This window comes from Paraliomyxa miuraensis (assembly GCF_026337845.1).
Taxonomy (GTDB): Bacteria; Myxococcota_A; Polyangia; order Nannocystales; family Nannocystaceae; genus Paraliomyxa; species Paraliomyxa miuraensis.
Genome location: NZ_JAOVZF010000130.1, coordinates 60,787 through 76,145, shown reverse-complemented (window position 1 = coordinate 76,145; position 15,359 = coordinate 60,787). Strand labels below are relative to the sequence as shown.

10 protein-coding genes are annotated in these 15,359 nt (G+C 70.0%); 6 read left to right on the top strand and 4 right to left on the bottom strand.

What is annotated here, in order from left to right:
• The 4 genes from OEB96_RS03725 to OEB96_RS03710 all read left to right on the top strand — a co-directional run.
• A partial coding sequence (locus OEB96_RS03725) for a translation initiation factor (protein WP_266214034.1) occupies positions 1–368 on the top strand: 368 nt, incomplete at its 5' end.
• Positions 369–605: 237 nt separating this feature from the next.
• On the top strand, positions 606–1,073 hold the full coding sequence (locus tag OEB96_RS03720) for a hypothetical protein (RefSeq protein WP_266214033.1): 468 nt from the start codon (positions 606–608) through the stop codon (positions 1,071–1,073).
• 2 nt (positions 1,074–1,075) lie between these two features.
• Positions 1,076–2,011, top strand: a complete 936-nt coding sequence (locus OEB96_RS03715) for an ankyrin repeat domain-containing protein (RefSeq protein ID WP_266214032.1) — start codon at positions 1,076–1,078, stop codon at positions 2,009–2,011.
• A gap of 102 nt (positions 2,012–2,113) precedes the next feature.
• Complete coding sequence (locus tag OEB96_RS03710) at positions 2,114–7,342, top strand: TonB-dependent receptor domain-containing protein (protein ID WP_266214031.1); 5,229 nt, start codon at positions 2,114–2,116, stop codon at positions 7,340–7,342.
• Between the two features lie 10 nt (positions 7,343–7,352).
• Here OEB96_RS03710 and OEB96_RS03705 read toward each other — a convergent pair whose 3' ends face one another.
• The 4 genes from OEB96_RS03705 to OEB96_RS03690 form a co-directional block, all read right to left on the bottom strand.
• Positions 7,353–8,993: a WGR domain-containing protein gene (locus tag OEB96_RS03705; protein ID WP_266214030.1), complete on the bottom strand. Its 1,641-nt coding sequence runs from the start codon at positions 8,991–8,993 to the stop codon at positions 7,353–7,355.
• A 65-nt stretch (positions 8,994–9,058) separates the two neighbouring features.
• Entirely contained in the window at positions 9,059–9,838 is a 780-nt protein-coding gene (locus tag OEB96_RS03700; RefSeq protein ID WP_266214029.1) for a class I SAM-dependent methyltransferase, read from the bottom strand.
• A gap of 53 nt (positions 9,839–9,891) precedes the next feature.
• A complete protein-coding gene (locus OEB96_RS03695) occupies positions 9,892–11,061 on the bottom strand; it encodes a matrixin family metalloprotease (RefSeq protein ID WP_266214028.1) in 1,170 nt (389 codons plus the stop codon).
• Positions 11,058–12,440, bottom strand: a complete 1,383-nt coding sequence (locus OEB96_RS03690) for a hypothetical protein (protein ID WP_266214027.1) — start codon at positions 12,438–12,440, stop codon at positions 11,058–11,060. The genes OEB96_RS03695 and OEB96_RS03690 overlap by 4 nt, the downstream gene beginning before the upstream one ends.
• A gap of 229 nt (positions 12,441–12,669) precedes the next feature.
• Between OEB96_RS03690 and OEB96_RS03685 the strand changes: the two genes are divergently transcribed.
• Together OEB96_RS03685 and lgt are read left to right on the top strand one after the other, a co-directional pair.
• Positions 12,670–14,361: a zinc metalloprotease gene (locus OEB96_RS03685; RefSeq protein ID WP_266214026.1), complete on the top strand. Its 1,692-nt coding sequence runs from the start codon at positions 12,670–12,672 to the stop codon at positions 14,359–14,361.
• An 81-nt stretch (positions 14,362–14,442) separates the two neighbouring features.
• Entirely contained in the window at positions 14,443–15,315 is an 873-nt protein-coding gene (gene lgt / locus OEB96_RS03680) for a prolipoprotein diacylglyceryl transferase (RefSeq protein ID WP_266214025.1), read from the top strand.
• The last annotated feature ends 44 nt before the right edge of the window (positions 15,316–15,359 follow it).

The window sequence follows — 15,359 nt, the reverse complement described above, 5'->3', positions numbered from 1 at the left end:
GCGCCCCGCCGCTGTCCACCAATCCGTTTGCCGCGCTCCAGGGGGCGCTCGGCGAGCTTCCTCCGGGTGATGCGGTCACCGCTGAGCCCGAGCCCACGATCGCGCCCATCGACTCCCCCTCGCTCGCGCACGGAAGGCTCGTCCTGCGTCGCGAGAAGAAGGGGCGCGGCGGCAAGACGGCCACGGTGATCGAGGGACTCGCCCTGTCGGAGCCTGCGCTGCAGGACATGGCGCAGCGGCTGCGGCGTCAGCTCGGCTGCGGTGCCCACGTGGAGGGAGCAACCATCGTGGTTGGCGGAGCGCAGACCGATCGCGTCCGTGAGTGGCTCTCCGTCCAGGGCGCGACCCGGATCGTGATCGGCAACTGACCGACTCGGCCGCACCACGAGGGACCGCACTGACGCGTCGGGCCTTGACGGGTGCGCGTCCTCCCTCCACGATGAAGGCGATGCCGCGGCTGCACGCCACGACCGGGACCACGACTCGCTTCGGCGGGCGCGGTCCCTCATGCGCGTAGCTCACGAGCACCGCCGCCCCGCCGGACACCGGACGGGGCACACGGTGTGGTCGCTCCGTCCTTCCGGCTCACCGCCAAGGAGACGACCATGAGCAACCCAGCAAACCCCGCAGGCCCCAACCTCAAGTCCTACATCCTCATCCGCGACAGCGTGCCCACCGGCTTCGCCGTGCTGGCGGCCGCACACGCCTCGCTCGCCATGTACCTCCGGTTCCACGACGATGACGACATGCGACAGTGGCTGGCGGGGCCGATCACCGAGGCCAAGCCGGTGCCCGCGGCGACGTCGGGAGGGTCGGTGATGGAGACGCTCGCTGCGGTACGACGCGCGGTCGTGGGGTATGCACTGCAGATCGTCGCGATACAGGACGTGGACCCGAGCAGGATCGAGGCGGCTCGCAAGGCGCTGGCGCCGATCGACGCGCTGCGCGAGCGTCAGGCGAATCGCACGGCCGGGGCCGGCGCCGAGGAAGCCTCTACCAGCGAGGCGGAGGTCGAGGTGGAGGACTCGGTCACTCCGGCGACCCCGGTGCCAACGATCGAGGACACCGAATAGCGATGGGCACGACCGAGTCCCTCGAGGCCGAGCTGCTGCGTGCCGCGACCGTGGGCAACGTCGATCGCGTGTGCGCGCTGCTGGAGGCGGGGGTCCCCGTCGATCCTCCGTCATGCCATCCGCTGGCCGCGGCTGCCGGCGCGGGGCGTCTGAGCGTGGTGGAGGTGCTGCTCATCGCGGGTGCACGGATCGACCGCCTCGCGTCGGAGGCTGCCTGGTCGACCCCCTTGTTCCTGGCCGCCAAGGCCGGCCATCTGCGGGTCGTGGAGCGGTTGGTGAAGGAGGGCGCTGCCCTCGGACCTCCGGATCCCGAGGATGCGGGCAACCATCGGGAGCGCGTGCAGTGGGTCGAGCGAACGATGGGACCGCAGGCGTGGCGTGTGGCGGGCGTGACCTACCGTCGCTGCGCGGGCGAGCCCGGCTGGAACACGTTGATCGAGCACACCAACTTCGGGGGCAACGGGGAGTACTCGATCGTGCTGGTCAACGCTCCCATCGAGCGCACCTCGCCCGCAGTGCAAGAGGTCGATGGGAGCGAGCGGCTGTTGAGCGGCATCCACGAGCGCTGGCAGCTCGCCCCCCGGAACACGCGTTGGCTCTACCTGGTGCAGCTGGCCCGGTGTCCCTGGACGCTCGTCCTGCACGAGGTGGGCGGCCACCATCGATACGCGGAGGGCGAGCATCTCGCACGCGAGGTCTCCAGGAGCCTCGGACGACCCACGATCCACGCCACGCTCGACGACGTCAGCGACCAGGAGGAATTCACGGCCTATGAGGGCGGTCGGAGGACGGGTCGCACCACCGAGCCATCGATGGTGATCGACCAGGGCATCCGACTGCCGGGGGTCGACTCGTGGGTCGCGCGGCCGCCCGTCCTCATCGGGGTCGGTCCCGACGACGTCCTCGGGGTCGACGTGCTCATCGAGCCGTGGACATGACGGGCAGCTCGCCGACGCGCTCGCCGGATCTGCACGCCATCGACGGTCGACTCATCCCACCGCAGAGAAAGCCCCCGCGCACGCCGCCGTTGTCCCTCCCGGGTGTCGAGGTCTCCTGCACGCTGGGCCGCAGCGCTCGTGTGCCTGGTGAGCCTGTGGCTCGTCGGGTGCACCTCATTCGGCGGCCGAGGCGGCCAGGCCACGCGCGATCCCCTGGCCGCCCTCCCGCGAGACCTCCCCGGCTCCCCCGCGTGGACCGGTCCCGCGCGACCGAGTCCGATCCACGCCTACACCAGCCCGGGCCGCCTCCCCGAGCTGCGCGACGCCACGGGCCACCCCCTGCCCCTGCGCCACACGGGGGTGCACGCCGCCCTCCGTGGTCACGTGGCCGCGGTGAAGGTGCGCCAGCGCTTCCACAACCCGAAGAACCACGCGATCGAGGTGGTCTACACGTTTCCGCTCCCCGAGAACAGCGCGGTCTCGGCCATGACGATGTTCGTGGGCGACCGAACGTTCGAGGCCGAGATCATGCGTCGCGAGCAGGCGCGGCAGGCCTACGAGGACGCGCGCGCGTCCGGACACACCGCGTCGCTGCTCGAGCAGGAGCGGCCCAACGTCTTCACCCAATCGGTGGCCAACATCCCGCCGGGACAGGACGTCGAGGTCGAGATCCGCTACGTCCAGACGCTCACCTACGATGCCGGCGAGTACGAGCTGGTGTTCCCCATGGTGGTGGGACCGCGCTTCGACCCCGGGGACGGCTCGGTGCCCGACGCGGCCCGGGTCTCGCCTCCGGTGGTCGGCCATGGCGTCCGCACCGGACACGACATCGAGCTCGTCGTCGACGCCCAGGCGGGTCCGCCGATCGTGTCGTGGACGTGCCCCACCCACGAGGTCGAGGCCACGCTCGACGACGGTCGGCTGCGCGCCACCCTGGTGCCGCACGAGTCGCTGCCCAACCGCGACTTCGTGCTGCGCTATCGGGTGGGCGGCGGCGAGCCCCAGGCCGCGGTGCTCCTCGGTGAGCCCGACGCGGCGGGCAACGGTCACTACCTGATGGTGGTCCACCCGCCCGAGACCGACGTGGACGCCGAGGTGGGCCGACGCGAGGTGATCTTCGTGGTCGACCGCTCGGGCTCGATGCACGGCGCTCCCCTGGCCCTGGCCAAGCAGACCGTGCGCGAGCTGCTGGCGCGGCTGCGGCCGGTCGACACCTTCGACGTGGTGGGCTTTGCCTCGGGGACCGAGCGGCTGTTCGGCAAACCGCGGCCCGCCAACGCCGAGAACCTGGTGCTCGCGCTGGCCTTTCTCGACGCGATGGAGAGCGGCGGCGGGACCATGATGGCCGACGCAGTGGAGGCCGCGCTGCGCGACCAGGTCGCGCCCGGCATGAACCGCTACGTGCTGTTCCTGACCGATGGCTACGTGAGCAACGAGTACGAGATCTTCGCGGGGGCACGCGCGCTGGTGCTGCGGCTGGCCAAGCGGGGCAACGTGGCGCGGGTGTTCGGGATCGGGATCGGGGCCGCTCCCAATCGCGAGCTCATCGCCGGAATCGCGGTCGCGGGCAATGGCAGCGCACGCACGATCTCCTCGCGCGAGCATCCGGCACGCGCGGTCGATGCGGTCATGCACGACATCGACCGGCCGGTGATCACGGGGCTGTCGCTGCCCGAGGGCAGCGCGCTGGACTACGCGCGATTTCCCGGGGAGATCCCCGACCTGTTCGTCAGCCAGCCCGTGGTGGTGATGGGCCGCTACCACGGCGACGTGGGCGGCTCGGTGGAGCTGCTGGGCCATCGCGGAGGGCAGGCGCTCCGCCTCGAGGTTCCCGTGCACCGTGCCGAGGGGGCCGACGGGCTGCTCACCACGCTGTGGGCGCGCGCCAAGGTGGCCGAGCTCGAGACGCACTTGTGGGAGGAGCCCACCCCGGAGCTCGAGGAACGGATCACCAGGGTGGGTCTGGCGTATCGGATCGTCACGCCGTTCACCAGCTTCATCGCGGTCGATCGATCGCGCGTGGTGGGCGATGGCAACCCCGAGCACATCGAGCAGCCGGTGGCGATCCCCGAGGGGGTCGATCCGCTGATGTCGGGGGCCCGGGCCTACGAGGCCTCGGCCGGGCTGGCCGGACGGGCGGCGCCGTCTGGACCGTCCCCGGCGACCCACGCTCCTCCGATGGTTCGCCGGGTGGGAGGGGTCGAGCACGAGATGCGGCGCGCGATCAGAGTCGCCGCGGCACCGGTGTCCATGAGCCCGTCGGCCAGCCGCGTCGCGTCCCTCGAGCAGTATCGGCAGGTCCCCGCGGGGAGCACGGGCCGCGACTTCACCCAGGTGGTCGACACCGCCCCCACGGCCTCTCGCGATGCCGCGGGCATCTCGCTGGCCGGCACCACGGGGGCCGAGTCGAGATACACGATGGACGGAGCAACCGTGAACGATCCGGCGTTCGGGACGGTGGGCATCGCGATCGTGCAGGAGTTCATCGAGGAGGTCGAGGTGCTCGAGTCGGGCTACGAGGCCAAGCATGGCGGCGCCTCCGGAGGCCAGATCAACGCGCGGCGGATCTCGGGCACCAATCGGCTGCGCGGACAGGCGCGCTTCACCTTTACCCCACGGCTGGCCGAGCCTCGCTTCGTGATCGGCACCGACGAGGCCGTGCGCACGGTCGAGATCCCCGAGTACACGATGCAGGGGGTGGTGACCGCGAGCGGGCCGATCATCCGCGACCGCCTGTTCTGGTCGGCGGGCGTGTCGGTCACCGGAGGTCGGAACACGCTGGTGCAGAGCTTCCACCATCGCATCGACGCCGATGGCTCGGGCGGCTTCGGGGGCTGCCCCCACGACAACGGCGCCTTCGACTGCGCGCCAGGACGGGGGCACATCGCCACCGAGGAGTTCGCATCGCAGCGCTTCGTGACCGGCCAAGTCCAGGGCGGCCATCAGCTCGGCCTCGACTGGTCCATGACCCCTCGCCACCAGCTGCACCTGACGGTGGGGGGCGCGCCTCGCTTCGTACGGCGAAGCTACCGGCACGCGCCCAGCGATCCGTTCGATCCCCCGCTCCTCGCCGATCCCCGGGGCGGTCGTTCGCTGGTGGCCAACGGGCTACTGGGTGATCACCTCGGCTGGGACCGCCATGACTCGCTGTACTCGTCGCTGGGCTACTCCGGTCGTCTGTTCCAGGACCGCATGGAGCTCGAAGCCACCCTCGCCTACTCGAGGTTCGGTCGCCAGACGGCGTGGCGCCTCGACCATCCCGAGCTGCGCGAGCTCCCGGCCACGCAGTACACCGACGCCGAGGGTGGCAACCTGTTCGAGCTGCTCGACGCCGAGGGACGGCTCGACCTGCTGCCCGAGGCGGCCCAGGTCTGCAACGAGCCCAACGTGCCGGGGCAAGCCTGCCCGGTGAGGCAGTGGATCACCGGTGGCCTCGGTCAGTATGGCGAGGACCGCCAGCACCGCGCAGAAGCACGCCTCGACATCAGCCACTACTTCAATGGGCTCGGCAGTCACATGCTCGGCTACGGCGCGGCCTTCGAGCACCTCGTGCGGCGCACGACCTCGCGGTACTCCGGGAGCAACCGCGACGACTTCGGGGAGCGCTGCCAGCTCTCGGGCCTGGGAACGCAGCCCGACGATGCCGGCGGAGAGTGGTGCTTCGACCCCTCGACGGGAGGCTACCTCGTCGACGCCGAGCACCGCGTCGACAACCACCGCTTCGTGATGGTCGATCTCGACGATCCCGATCGACGCACCACGCTCGGCTACGGTCGAGCCCGCAAGGAGCAGGGACGGCTCGACGCGATCGCCACCCCGGACGGCGCCGGGATCCGGGCTGCCGCCTACGACGAGACGCTGTCGACCCAGAACTACGCGCTCTACCTCCAGGACCGCTGGGCAATGATGTCCAACCTGCACCTCCATGCCGGGGCCCGCTGGGAGCTGCAGGACATGCACGACGTGCTGGGCGAGCGCGCGCTGTTCATCCGCGACAACGTGGGGCCCCGCGTGGGCCTGGTCTACGACTGGACCGACGAGGGGCGCAGCCGGGCCTACGTCCACTATGGGATGTTCTTCCAGCCGCTGCCGCTCCAGCTCGGCTCGCGGGTGTTCGGCGGGCTCATCGACGTGCGTCGCAGCTACCGCGACTCGCAGTGCCAGGGCCAGCAGGTCGTCGTGGCGGGAGAGAGCATGCCGCTGACCCGCAGCGACCAGCCCACCGAGTTCTGCACCGACACGCCCGTGAGCACCACCGCCGCCTTCGAGGGTGGGATCGTGCCCCGTCTCCGCGGGCAGTACGATCACCAGCTCCAGCTCGGCTACGACCAGGAGGTCGTCGAGGACCTCGTCGTGGGCATTCGCTGGCTGCACACGGCGCTCGGACGCGCGGTCGAAGACGTCTCGACCGACGGCGGCGGCAGCCATCTCATCGCCAACCCCGGCGAGGCGGTGGCCGGCGAGGACGTCGAGCGACAGCGAGCCGAGTGCACGGAGCTCGATGCCCAGCTCGATGCCCTCGCCGCCAACGACCCCGGCCGGTCCGAGCTGGCGCGCACGCTCGAGCGCTGCCGCACCCTGGCGGACGCCCTTGCCGAGGTGGGCGAGCTGTTCGACCGTCCCCGTCGCTCCTTCGACGCCTTCTCGCTGACGGTGACCAAGCGCTTCGGCTGGAGCTGGTGGCTGATGGCCTCCTACACCTACAGCCGCTTGCAGGGCAACTACGAGGGCTTCGTCGATCCCATCACGGGCCTGGTCGACCTCGGTCGCAGCGTGCAGTACGACACGCCCGAGCTGGTGCGCAACAGCTTTGGACCGCTGTCGTTCGACACGCCCCACCGCCTCAAGCTCGATGGCTTCTACAGCTTCGACCTCGACGAGCTCGGCCGGCTGACCCTGGGCACCAACCTGCGCGTGTCCTCGGGCTATCCGATCTCGCTGCGCGCAGGCCATCCGCTCTACGACGGCGCGCCGGTCTACGTGCTCCCGCGCGGCGCGGGGGGACGCATCCGGCCCAACGCGACGTGGGGCCTGAGCCTCGGCTACGCCTATCCCCTGCCGGCCCAGCTCGAGCTCGAAGCGACAGTTCGCATCCTCAACGTGACCAACGCCCGCGCGACCATGCGCGTGGACGAGACCTACTCGTTCCAGGACGCGCGAGCGGTGGCCGGCGGAGATGCCCAGGACCTCGCCCACGCCAAGATCCAGGACCCGCGGGATCCCACCGCGTTCTTCCAGCGGACGATCCTCGCCCGCCAGGGGAACTACGGGGTGGAGACCGCGGTGCAGGCCCCGCTCGCGGCGAGCTTCGAACTGCTGCTCCGGTTTTGAGCGGGTCTTGCTACATCTGCAGCTTGAGCACGTAGCGCAGGCGCACCTGGCTCTCCTGATACACGAGGTACTCGCTCTGCCAGAACGAGCTGCTGGAGTACTTGCTGCGCTTCTTGGGCTTGCCCTGGGGCACGATCACCGGGTGCTTGCCGAGCGTGATGGAGATGTCCTTGGTCGGATCGGGCTCGGTCTTGCCGCAGGCCACGATGCTCTGGTAGCCGCGGGGAGCGGCCTTGAGCCGCCAGTTGTCGCGGGTGATGTAGTGCTCCTTGCCCAGCACGGCCTCGCACAGGAACATGATCCCGATCCGGCCCGCGCGCCCCACGTAGCCGGCGGACTTGCCCTGCTCCGACGCGAGGTAGATCCCCTTGCCGACGCGCCCGCCGGAGTGGGGCATGATGCGCAGCCCGCCCTTGAGGATGGCGGCGACCACGGCCACGTTGGTGCCGTGCCACAGGAGCTTGCGATTGCCGAGCCCGTCGTGGGCCGAGAAGCGCTTGTCCTCGCCCTGGCGATCGACCTCGAACACATCGAGGATCTTGTGGCTGCTCGAGCCGGTGGATCGCAGGTACTGCTCGATGACCTGGTAGCTCGCCGCGGACGATGCCAGCGGCCGCAGCTCGGCCTTGAGCGATTGATAGTTGCGATCGATGGGGTTGGCGACGGTGGTCGCCTTCTTCTGCGCCGTGCTCTCCGTCTCCAGCGCCACCTCGATGTCGCTGAGGATGTTGAGCATGTCCATCTTCTTCTGGAGCCCGGCGTTGTCGTCGATGACCGGGGGGCGCATGCGTCCGAAGGAGTGCGGGATCACGGTGTAGAACTCCGAGCTGAGCTCGGCGAGCTTGGCCCGGTTGATGCGCGACTTGTCGAGCTGCTCCTCGATCCGCTCGAGGACTCCGAAGCCCTTGCCGACCTGGGTCTGGCTGAGCTGGCCCAGGGGCATCTTCTTGACGTCGATCTCCAGATCGGCCATCGCGCTCTGGAACATCGACTTGCTGAAGATGAGCTCGATGAGCTTCTGGGTCGGCCGGGGCAGGGCGCTGGGGGCGACCTTGGCCGAGGTCTTGCGGTGCTTGCCGTCGACGTTGCGCAGCTTGGCCTCGATCTCGTCGGCCTTGCTCTGGTCTGCGCTGCTGTCGATCTCGATCAGGGTGTACTTGCCCGACCGCGCCTTGAAGCTCTTGCGATCCTTCCAGTCGTTGCTGGTCTTGGACTTGAACTTCTTCTCGAACTCGGACACCGCCTCGTCCAGCGACAGCGGCCCCCTCATGGAACTCTGGCCCGTCTCGCCCACGCGTCCCCAGCGGTTCCACACATGGTACTTGCCACCCTTGGAGAGCAGCTGGATGATGTAGAACTTGTTGTTGTTCGCGCCGATGTTCGTCTGATTGAGCATCGCATCGAAGTCTTCGTGCACGCTCGCCGACTTGGCGATCGGGCAGTGCCCGTCGACCTTGGCGGTGGCCTTCTTGGCCGGCGCTGGACTGGCCGCAGCCGCCTTGGTCGCGGCCGCCTTGGTCGATGCCGCTTTGGCCGGGGCCGCCTTGGTCGCGGCCGTCTTGGTCGACGCCGCTTTGGCCGGGGCCTTCTTGGGGGCTGTCTTCTTGGCGACCTTCTTCGTCGTGGCCTTGTTCTTGCTCGCCGCTACCATCGAGTCCTCCGTGTCGTGAATTCTCGCGCTCGATACGTGGGGTTGGAAAATCATGAGGCAGCGGCCTAGGAGCGTGGCACGCCCGTGAGGTGCACGACCGCCAGTGGAGACATCTTCACCGGCGTACGCCCGGCCTCCCAGTCGTAGTCGGGGCCGACCTCGCGACCCATCGCGAGCAGCTCGTCGGGGGTGTAGGAGCGTAGACACGACACCAGCCCGTCGAAGCTCAGGATGAAGGGAATGAGCGGGATCACGTAGGTCAGCGGCAGGTAGCTCCAGCGAAGCGGGCGCACGAACGGGATGAACGCGAACGCCAGCGGCCACGTACCCACCGCCACGAACAGGGTGGACACCACCGTGCGCTCGGTGAGTTCGAACACCGCGATGCCCCGTCGGTTGGCGACCGCATCGGCGAGCAGGCGCCGGGCCTCTTGCGGCGCGAAGTGGTGGAAGGCGGCAAAGATGGTCCGCAGCCCCGGCATGTCGCGCGGAACGTCGAGGGCATCGACCGAGTTCTCGAAGGGCTCGACCATGCCCGCGGTGTGCCGCTGCATGGCACGCATCGCGCCCACGTCGGGGTAGAGGTCAGTCAGGCGCACACGCTCGATGCGACGATTCGAGCCCAGCACGCGATGGATGCGAACCCAGGGGCCCCCCGCCCCTGCGCACAGGTCGAGGATCTCGGTGGTGCCCACTGCATCCATCGCTTCGAGCAACGATGGCAGCACTCTCTCGTAGGCGGGCAGTCTGGACGAGATCTGCTGGAGCACCCCCCGCACGCCATCGCGCAGCACGGCGGGACACCAACTCTGCTCGTGGATCTCGAACAGGTGGAGCCGAGGCACGGGCCATCATAGATTCCCGGCATCGACGGCGCCAGACGCTTCCGTGGCCGACGTCACCGCGTCGAGATCGACCCCGCAGCGCGCGTGGGTCGGCCTCGAAGGATCGACCCCATCGCCAGCACCAGCCCGCTCCACCCGATCCACCACCTCCCCGGACCGCCCTGACGACACGCGCAGGTGGCCGAGGGCTCGGCGGGCTCCTGCTCGCCCTCCTCCGGCCAGCGCGCCTCGAAGCTCACCTCGGCCTCGCCGACGTTGCGATCGTGATCGAGCACCTCGAGCCGCAGGGTGAAGCGCCCCTGCGGGACCACGAGCCGCAGCGAGGTCTCGTCGACGTCGCGCGCCACGTGCTCCCAGTGAAGCTCCGGCACCTCGAGCATCCAGCCGAAGCCTCCGTGATCGTCCCCGACCTCGACCTCGACCTCGAGCGTCTGGCCGGGCTCGAGCACGTACCCGTCGGGCGGCCAGACGATCGCGGCATGCGGCGGCACCGTGTCGGCCGAGCCATCGCCGAACAGCGCGAGCAGCTCGGCGTGGGCGTCCTGGTGGCCCTCGTCGCAGTACCGGGTGCGCGCGTCGGGACACTCGCTGTCGTGGTCGAGGTCGAGCGGCATGCACCCTTCCACGAAGCCGGGCACGCCGGCCGAGGGGAACCGCGCCATCACCGACTCGGTGCCTCCCGAGTGCTCGAGGCCCCACGAGTGAGCGACCTCGTGGATCGCGATCCTCCCGACCTGGACCGCGCGCGCTTCCTCTTCGAGCGGCTCGAGTGCGGCCGCTGGCACCCACTTCTCGGCGAACATGAACACGGTGTCGCGATGCGCCGCGTCATCGCAATCCACGTCGCACGCCAGACCATTGAGCTTGGGATCGAGCCCCAGCGCGTCGGGATGCCCCCCCACGCGCACGTGCGCGTAGGGCAGGTGCGGCGGAGGCCGCTGCGACACCACGCGCACGCCATAGGGCGCCACCAGGCGGCGTGCCTCGGCCACCGCGAGCTCGGCCGCGCGCTCGCTGCCCAAGAAGATCGGGTAGCGCAGCGGATTTCCGGCGCATGTGGCCTGCCCCAGGCTGGAGTCGCTGCCCGACGAGAGCCAGCCACCACCGAAGTCGAGGTACACGGTGGCGCGTCGAGTGCCCTCGGCCGCGGCAACATCGGGAGGCCCCGCGAGCGGTGGATCCGCTGCGAGCCATGGCAGCAGCAGCCACGCGATCATGCTCATGGCGCGCCCTCCTCGGGGGCCTGCTCGCGGTAGCGCCCGAGCCACGCATCGGCTTCCTGGAACACGACGCGCCGCGAGCCCACGAGCCACAGCTGCCCCTCGGGATCCCGGGCGATCGCCCGCCCCTCGCCGCGCACGACCTCGTCGGGGCTCATCGCGTAGCGCTGCGCGCCGTCGGCATCATAGGCGGCCACCCAGGGACGCGCGGGGCAATCGGTGCTCGAGCACGGCGAGTCGGGGATCGGATCGGTGCCGATGATGATCGCGCCGCCAGCGGGATCGAGCGCCACGCCCAGCGCCTCGCGCCGCATGGGCCCGGGCGGAGGCTCGGTCACCCGCCAGCGCAGCCCCGCCGCCGCGTCGAGCCGCGCCAGCCACGGCTGGGCATGCCAGGTGCTCGGATCCCAGGGCTCGGGCGCAGCGAGCACCTCGGTGCCCGCGACCCAGAGATCGCCACCCTCGTCGATCGCGATCGCCGAGACCCACGCACCGAGCTCACCGCGCGTGCGCTGCACCCCCACGGGAAAGCCGGTGTCATCGAGCTTGGTCAGCCACCATGCGGTGAGGTCGTCCTCGCCTCCGCCCACCACCACGCCTCCATCGGGAGCGATCGCCACGGCGCGTGCATCGTCGATCGCTCCGGCCGGGCCATCGTGTCGCCAGGTCCAGCGGCGCTGGCCCTGGCCGTCGTAGGCCAGCACCAGGCCGTCGCGGTCGTGGGCCTCTCGCAAGGCCTCGCCCACCACCACCACGCCGTCGCCGTGGAGCGCGAGCGCCAGGCCGCGATCGCGATCGCCCCAGACGTCGAGCGTGGTGCTCCAGCGCGGATGGCCCTCGGGATCGCACCGAGCCAGCCACACGTCGTCGCCGTCGTCTTCGCCATGGACCTCGCCGGTCACCCACACGTCACCGGTGGGGTCGATCACCACGGCTCGCGCGGTGGCCGAGCTCCATGCGTCGTCCTCGGGCAGCGTGCGGCTCCACCGGGTCTCGCCGTCGGCAGCGATGCCGAGGAGCCACGCTCGCAGCGGAGCGCCAGCGGCCGCTTGCCCCTGCCCCACCACCACCGCACCGGCCGACCCATCGGCTGCCGCTGGATCGATCGCCACGCCCAACGCCACCGCCGGGCGCTCGCCGCCAGCGGGCGCCCGCACCCACGACGACTGCAGCGGCCGGCGGCAGTCCGAGCGGCACGCGTCGGCCTCGTCGTCGTTGCCGTCGTCGCAGCGCTCGCCCTCGTCGGGCACGCCGTCTCCGCAGCGCGGGGCCTGGCAGTCGCTGCGGCACGGACCCTCGGGCCCGTTGCCAAAGCCGAGGTCACAGGCCTCGCCTTCGTCGACGACGCCGTTGCCACACGACGGTCCGTCACGTGGCGCCATCGGCTCGGATGAAAGCGCGGGATCACACGCAACGAGCCACGACAGCGCAAACGTGAGACACCACCGTGATGTGCAATACCTCTGCGATCGCGAGCAAGCGCTACGAGCCAAACGAACGCGCTGAAGAGGGGCACGCATGACGCAGGGGATCACTGAGAGTCCGGCCGAGCGCCGCGCCTGCGACGTTTGGCCGCTTTGAATTTCGGAGAGCCTCTGCCACATTGCAAGCGTGTCGAAGCTGACATCACTCCTGTTCCTCCCAATCGCCGCCCTCGCCGTCGCCTGCGGAAATCCCGCGGATCCCACCCCCGAGGCTGGCTCCGACACCGACGAGGATGCCACCGACTCGGACCCCAGCGCGGGAACGAGCACCGGAGGGGACTCCGGGGAGGATTCGGACGAGACCGGTGCCACCACGGGCGAGCCCGCCGATCCCGACGTCCCGGCCCGCGGGGGGATCATGGTGAGCCTGGTCGAGGCCAACCCTGGCGTGGCGGTGCCGATCGGGGCCAACGGAGCCTGGGTCGGCCCCGAGGGCCGCAACGCACCGCTGGTCAAGGGTCGCAACACGGTGGTGCGAGTCTACGTGGACGTGGACGAGTCGACCTGGATCCCGCGCGACATCGAGGCGCGGCTGTCGATCCACCTGCCCGACGGCACGGTCGAGGTCCTCGACGAGGTCACCACCATCTCCACCGACAGCTCCACCTCGTCGATGCAGTCGGGCTTCCTGTTCGGCGTGCTCGGCGAGTGGATGGTGCCGGGGGTCCGCTACCAGATCGAGCTGTTCGAGGCCGGCACCGGCTGGGAGGGGCTGCCGCCGGTCGAGCAGGCGCCCGTGATCCCGCCGCAGCCCGAGTACATCGGGGTCGAGGCCACCGAGCTGGCGATGAAGGTGGTGCTCGTGCCGGTGAGCTACTCGGGCCCGAGCTGCACCCGCGACGTGGATGCGTCCGAGGAGACCTTGCAGCGCTACGCCGACGCGATGTACCAGCAAAACCCGCTCGAGACCCTCGACATCCGCTGGGATCCTCCCTACGTGGTCGACGATCTCGACCTGCGCGATGGCGGCGACTTCTTCGCGCTGCTGGGCCGGGCCCAGGCCTATCGGGCCTCGCAGGCGCCCGACCCCAACACCTATTACTACCTGCTGTTCGACAACTGCGGCGCGTGCGTCAGCGAGAGCGGCGGGTGCCTGCTGGGGGTGGCGGGGGGCATCCCCAACGACTCGCAGGGGGCGGCCCCCATGCGGGTGGCGATCGGCACCCAGTACCTGGGCAACGACGAGGTGGGCGTGGACACCTTCGTGCACGAGCTCGGCCACACCCAGGGTCGACAGCACGTGGCCTGCCCCGGAGCCGCGGCGGCCGGGCCCGACGTCACCTATCCCTACGAGGGCGGCACGATCGGCGTGTGGGGCTTTGGCGTGCGCGACTTCCAGATCCGCAGCGCCAGTTCCCACACCGACTACATGAGCTATTGCTCGCCCACGTGGGTCTCCGACTGGCAGTGGAACGCGACCTACGATCGGATCCGCACGCTCACCAGCTGGGACATGGCCGACGCGAGCGGGTCCGACGGCCAGCCGATCCCCCAGCCAGTCCCCCAGCCGATCCTGGTCGGCTCGGTCGATCCGGCCTCCGGCCGCGCACAGTGGTGGACCGAGCGCGGCGGCATCACGGCCCCCACCGAGGGCCACGCGCTGCGCTTCCTCGCCGGGGACACCGTGCTCGAGGTGGGCGACGTGCAGATCGACGCCTGGTCGGAGGGCTCGGGCTACACCGTGCGCGCTCCGCTGCCCGCGGGCTACGACGACGAGGTGACCGCGATCGAGTACCTCGCGCCCGAGCGAGCCTACACCGCCTCGCGGTCGCAGATGCCTTCGTACCATCGGCCGGATGATCTGGTGACCAACCAGTAGGTCCCCTCGGGTGGGGATCGCCGCGCGCGTTTGACAGTCACGCGCCATCGGGCCAGGCTCGCCGCCCGGAGAACCCCGAACGTGCCCTGGAACCCGGATCCCGTGATGCTGCGCGTGGGCGACCTCGCGATCTTCTGGTACGGCTTCCTGTTCACCGCGGGCCTGTTCGCCACCGTGTGGATGGGGCACCGCTTCTTCGTGGAGCGCGGGCTCGAGGAGAAGCACGCCAGCAACCTCACCTTTGCGCTGCTGGCCGGCCTGTTCATCGGGGCCCACGTCATCGACGTGGTGTTCTACAACTGGCCGGTCTTCGTCGAGAACCCGCTGGTGCTGTTCGACTTTCGCTTCGGGCTGTCGAGCCACGGGGGGGCGGTCGGGGTGATCTCGGCGCTCTATCTCTATGCGCGGGTGATGCGGCTCGACTTCCACCGGGTGGCCGACGCGATCACGCTGGCCGCGGTGTGGCTGTTCCCGTTCATCCGCACCGGCAACTTCATCAACTCCGAGGTGGTGGGGAGGCCGACCACCGTGCCGTGGGGGGTGGTGTTCGAGGCCGTCGATCCCTGGCAGGCGCGGCACCCCTCGCAGCTCTACGAGGCCGCGCTGGGCACCAGCCTCATCATCCTGGGCATGGTGCTGCACAAGCGCTGGCGCCACCGCCTGCGCAAGGGCGCCACCTCGTACCTGCTGCTCGGGATCTACTTCACGGTGCGGTTCTTGCTCGAGTTCTTCAAGGATCGACAGGCGATCACCGAGGACGCGTTCTTCCTCAACATGGGGCAGCTCTTGAGCCTGCCGGGCGCGGTGATCTTCGGCTGGCTGGTGTGGAAGCGACGGCCGCTGCTGGTCGAGCCCGGGGATCCCGAGGCCGGTGATCCGCGACCGCCGGGGTCCAAGGCGCTGATCGGGCAAGGCGAGCCCTCGCACGGATCCGCGGCCGACACGGATCCCTGAGCCGTGATCCCCAGAGTCAGCGCTTTCAGTCGATTTCGACTCGC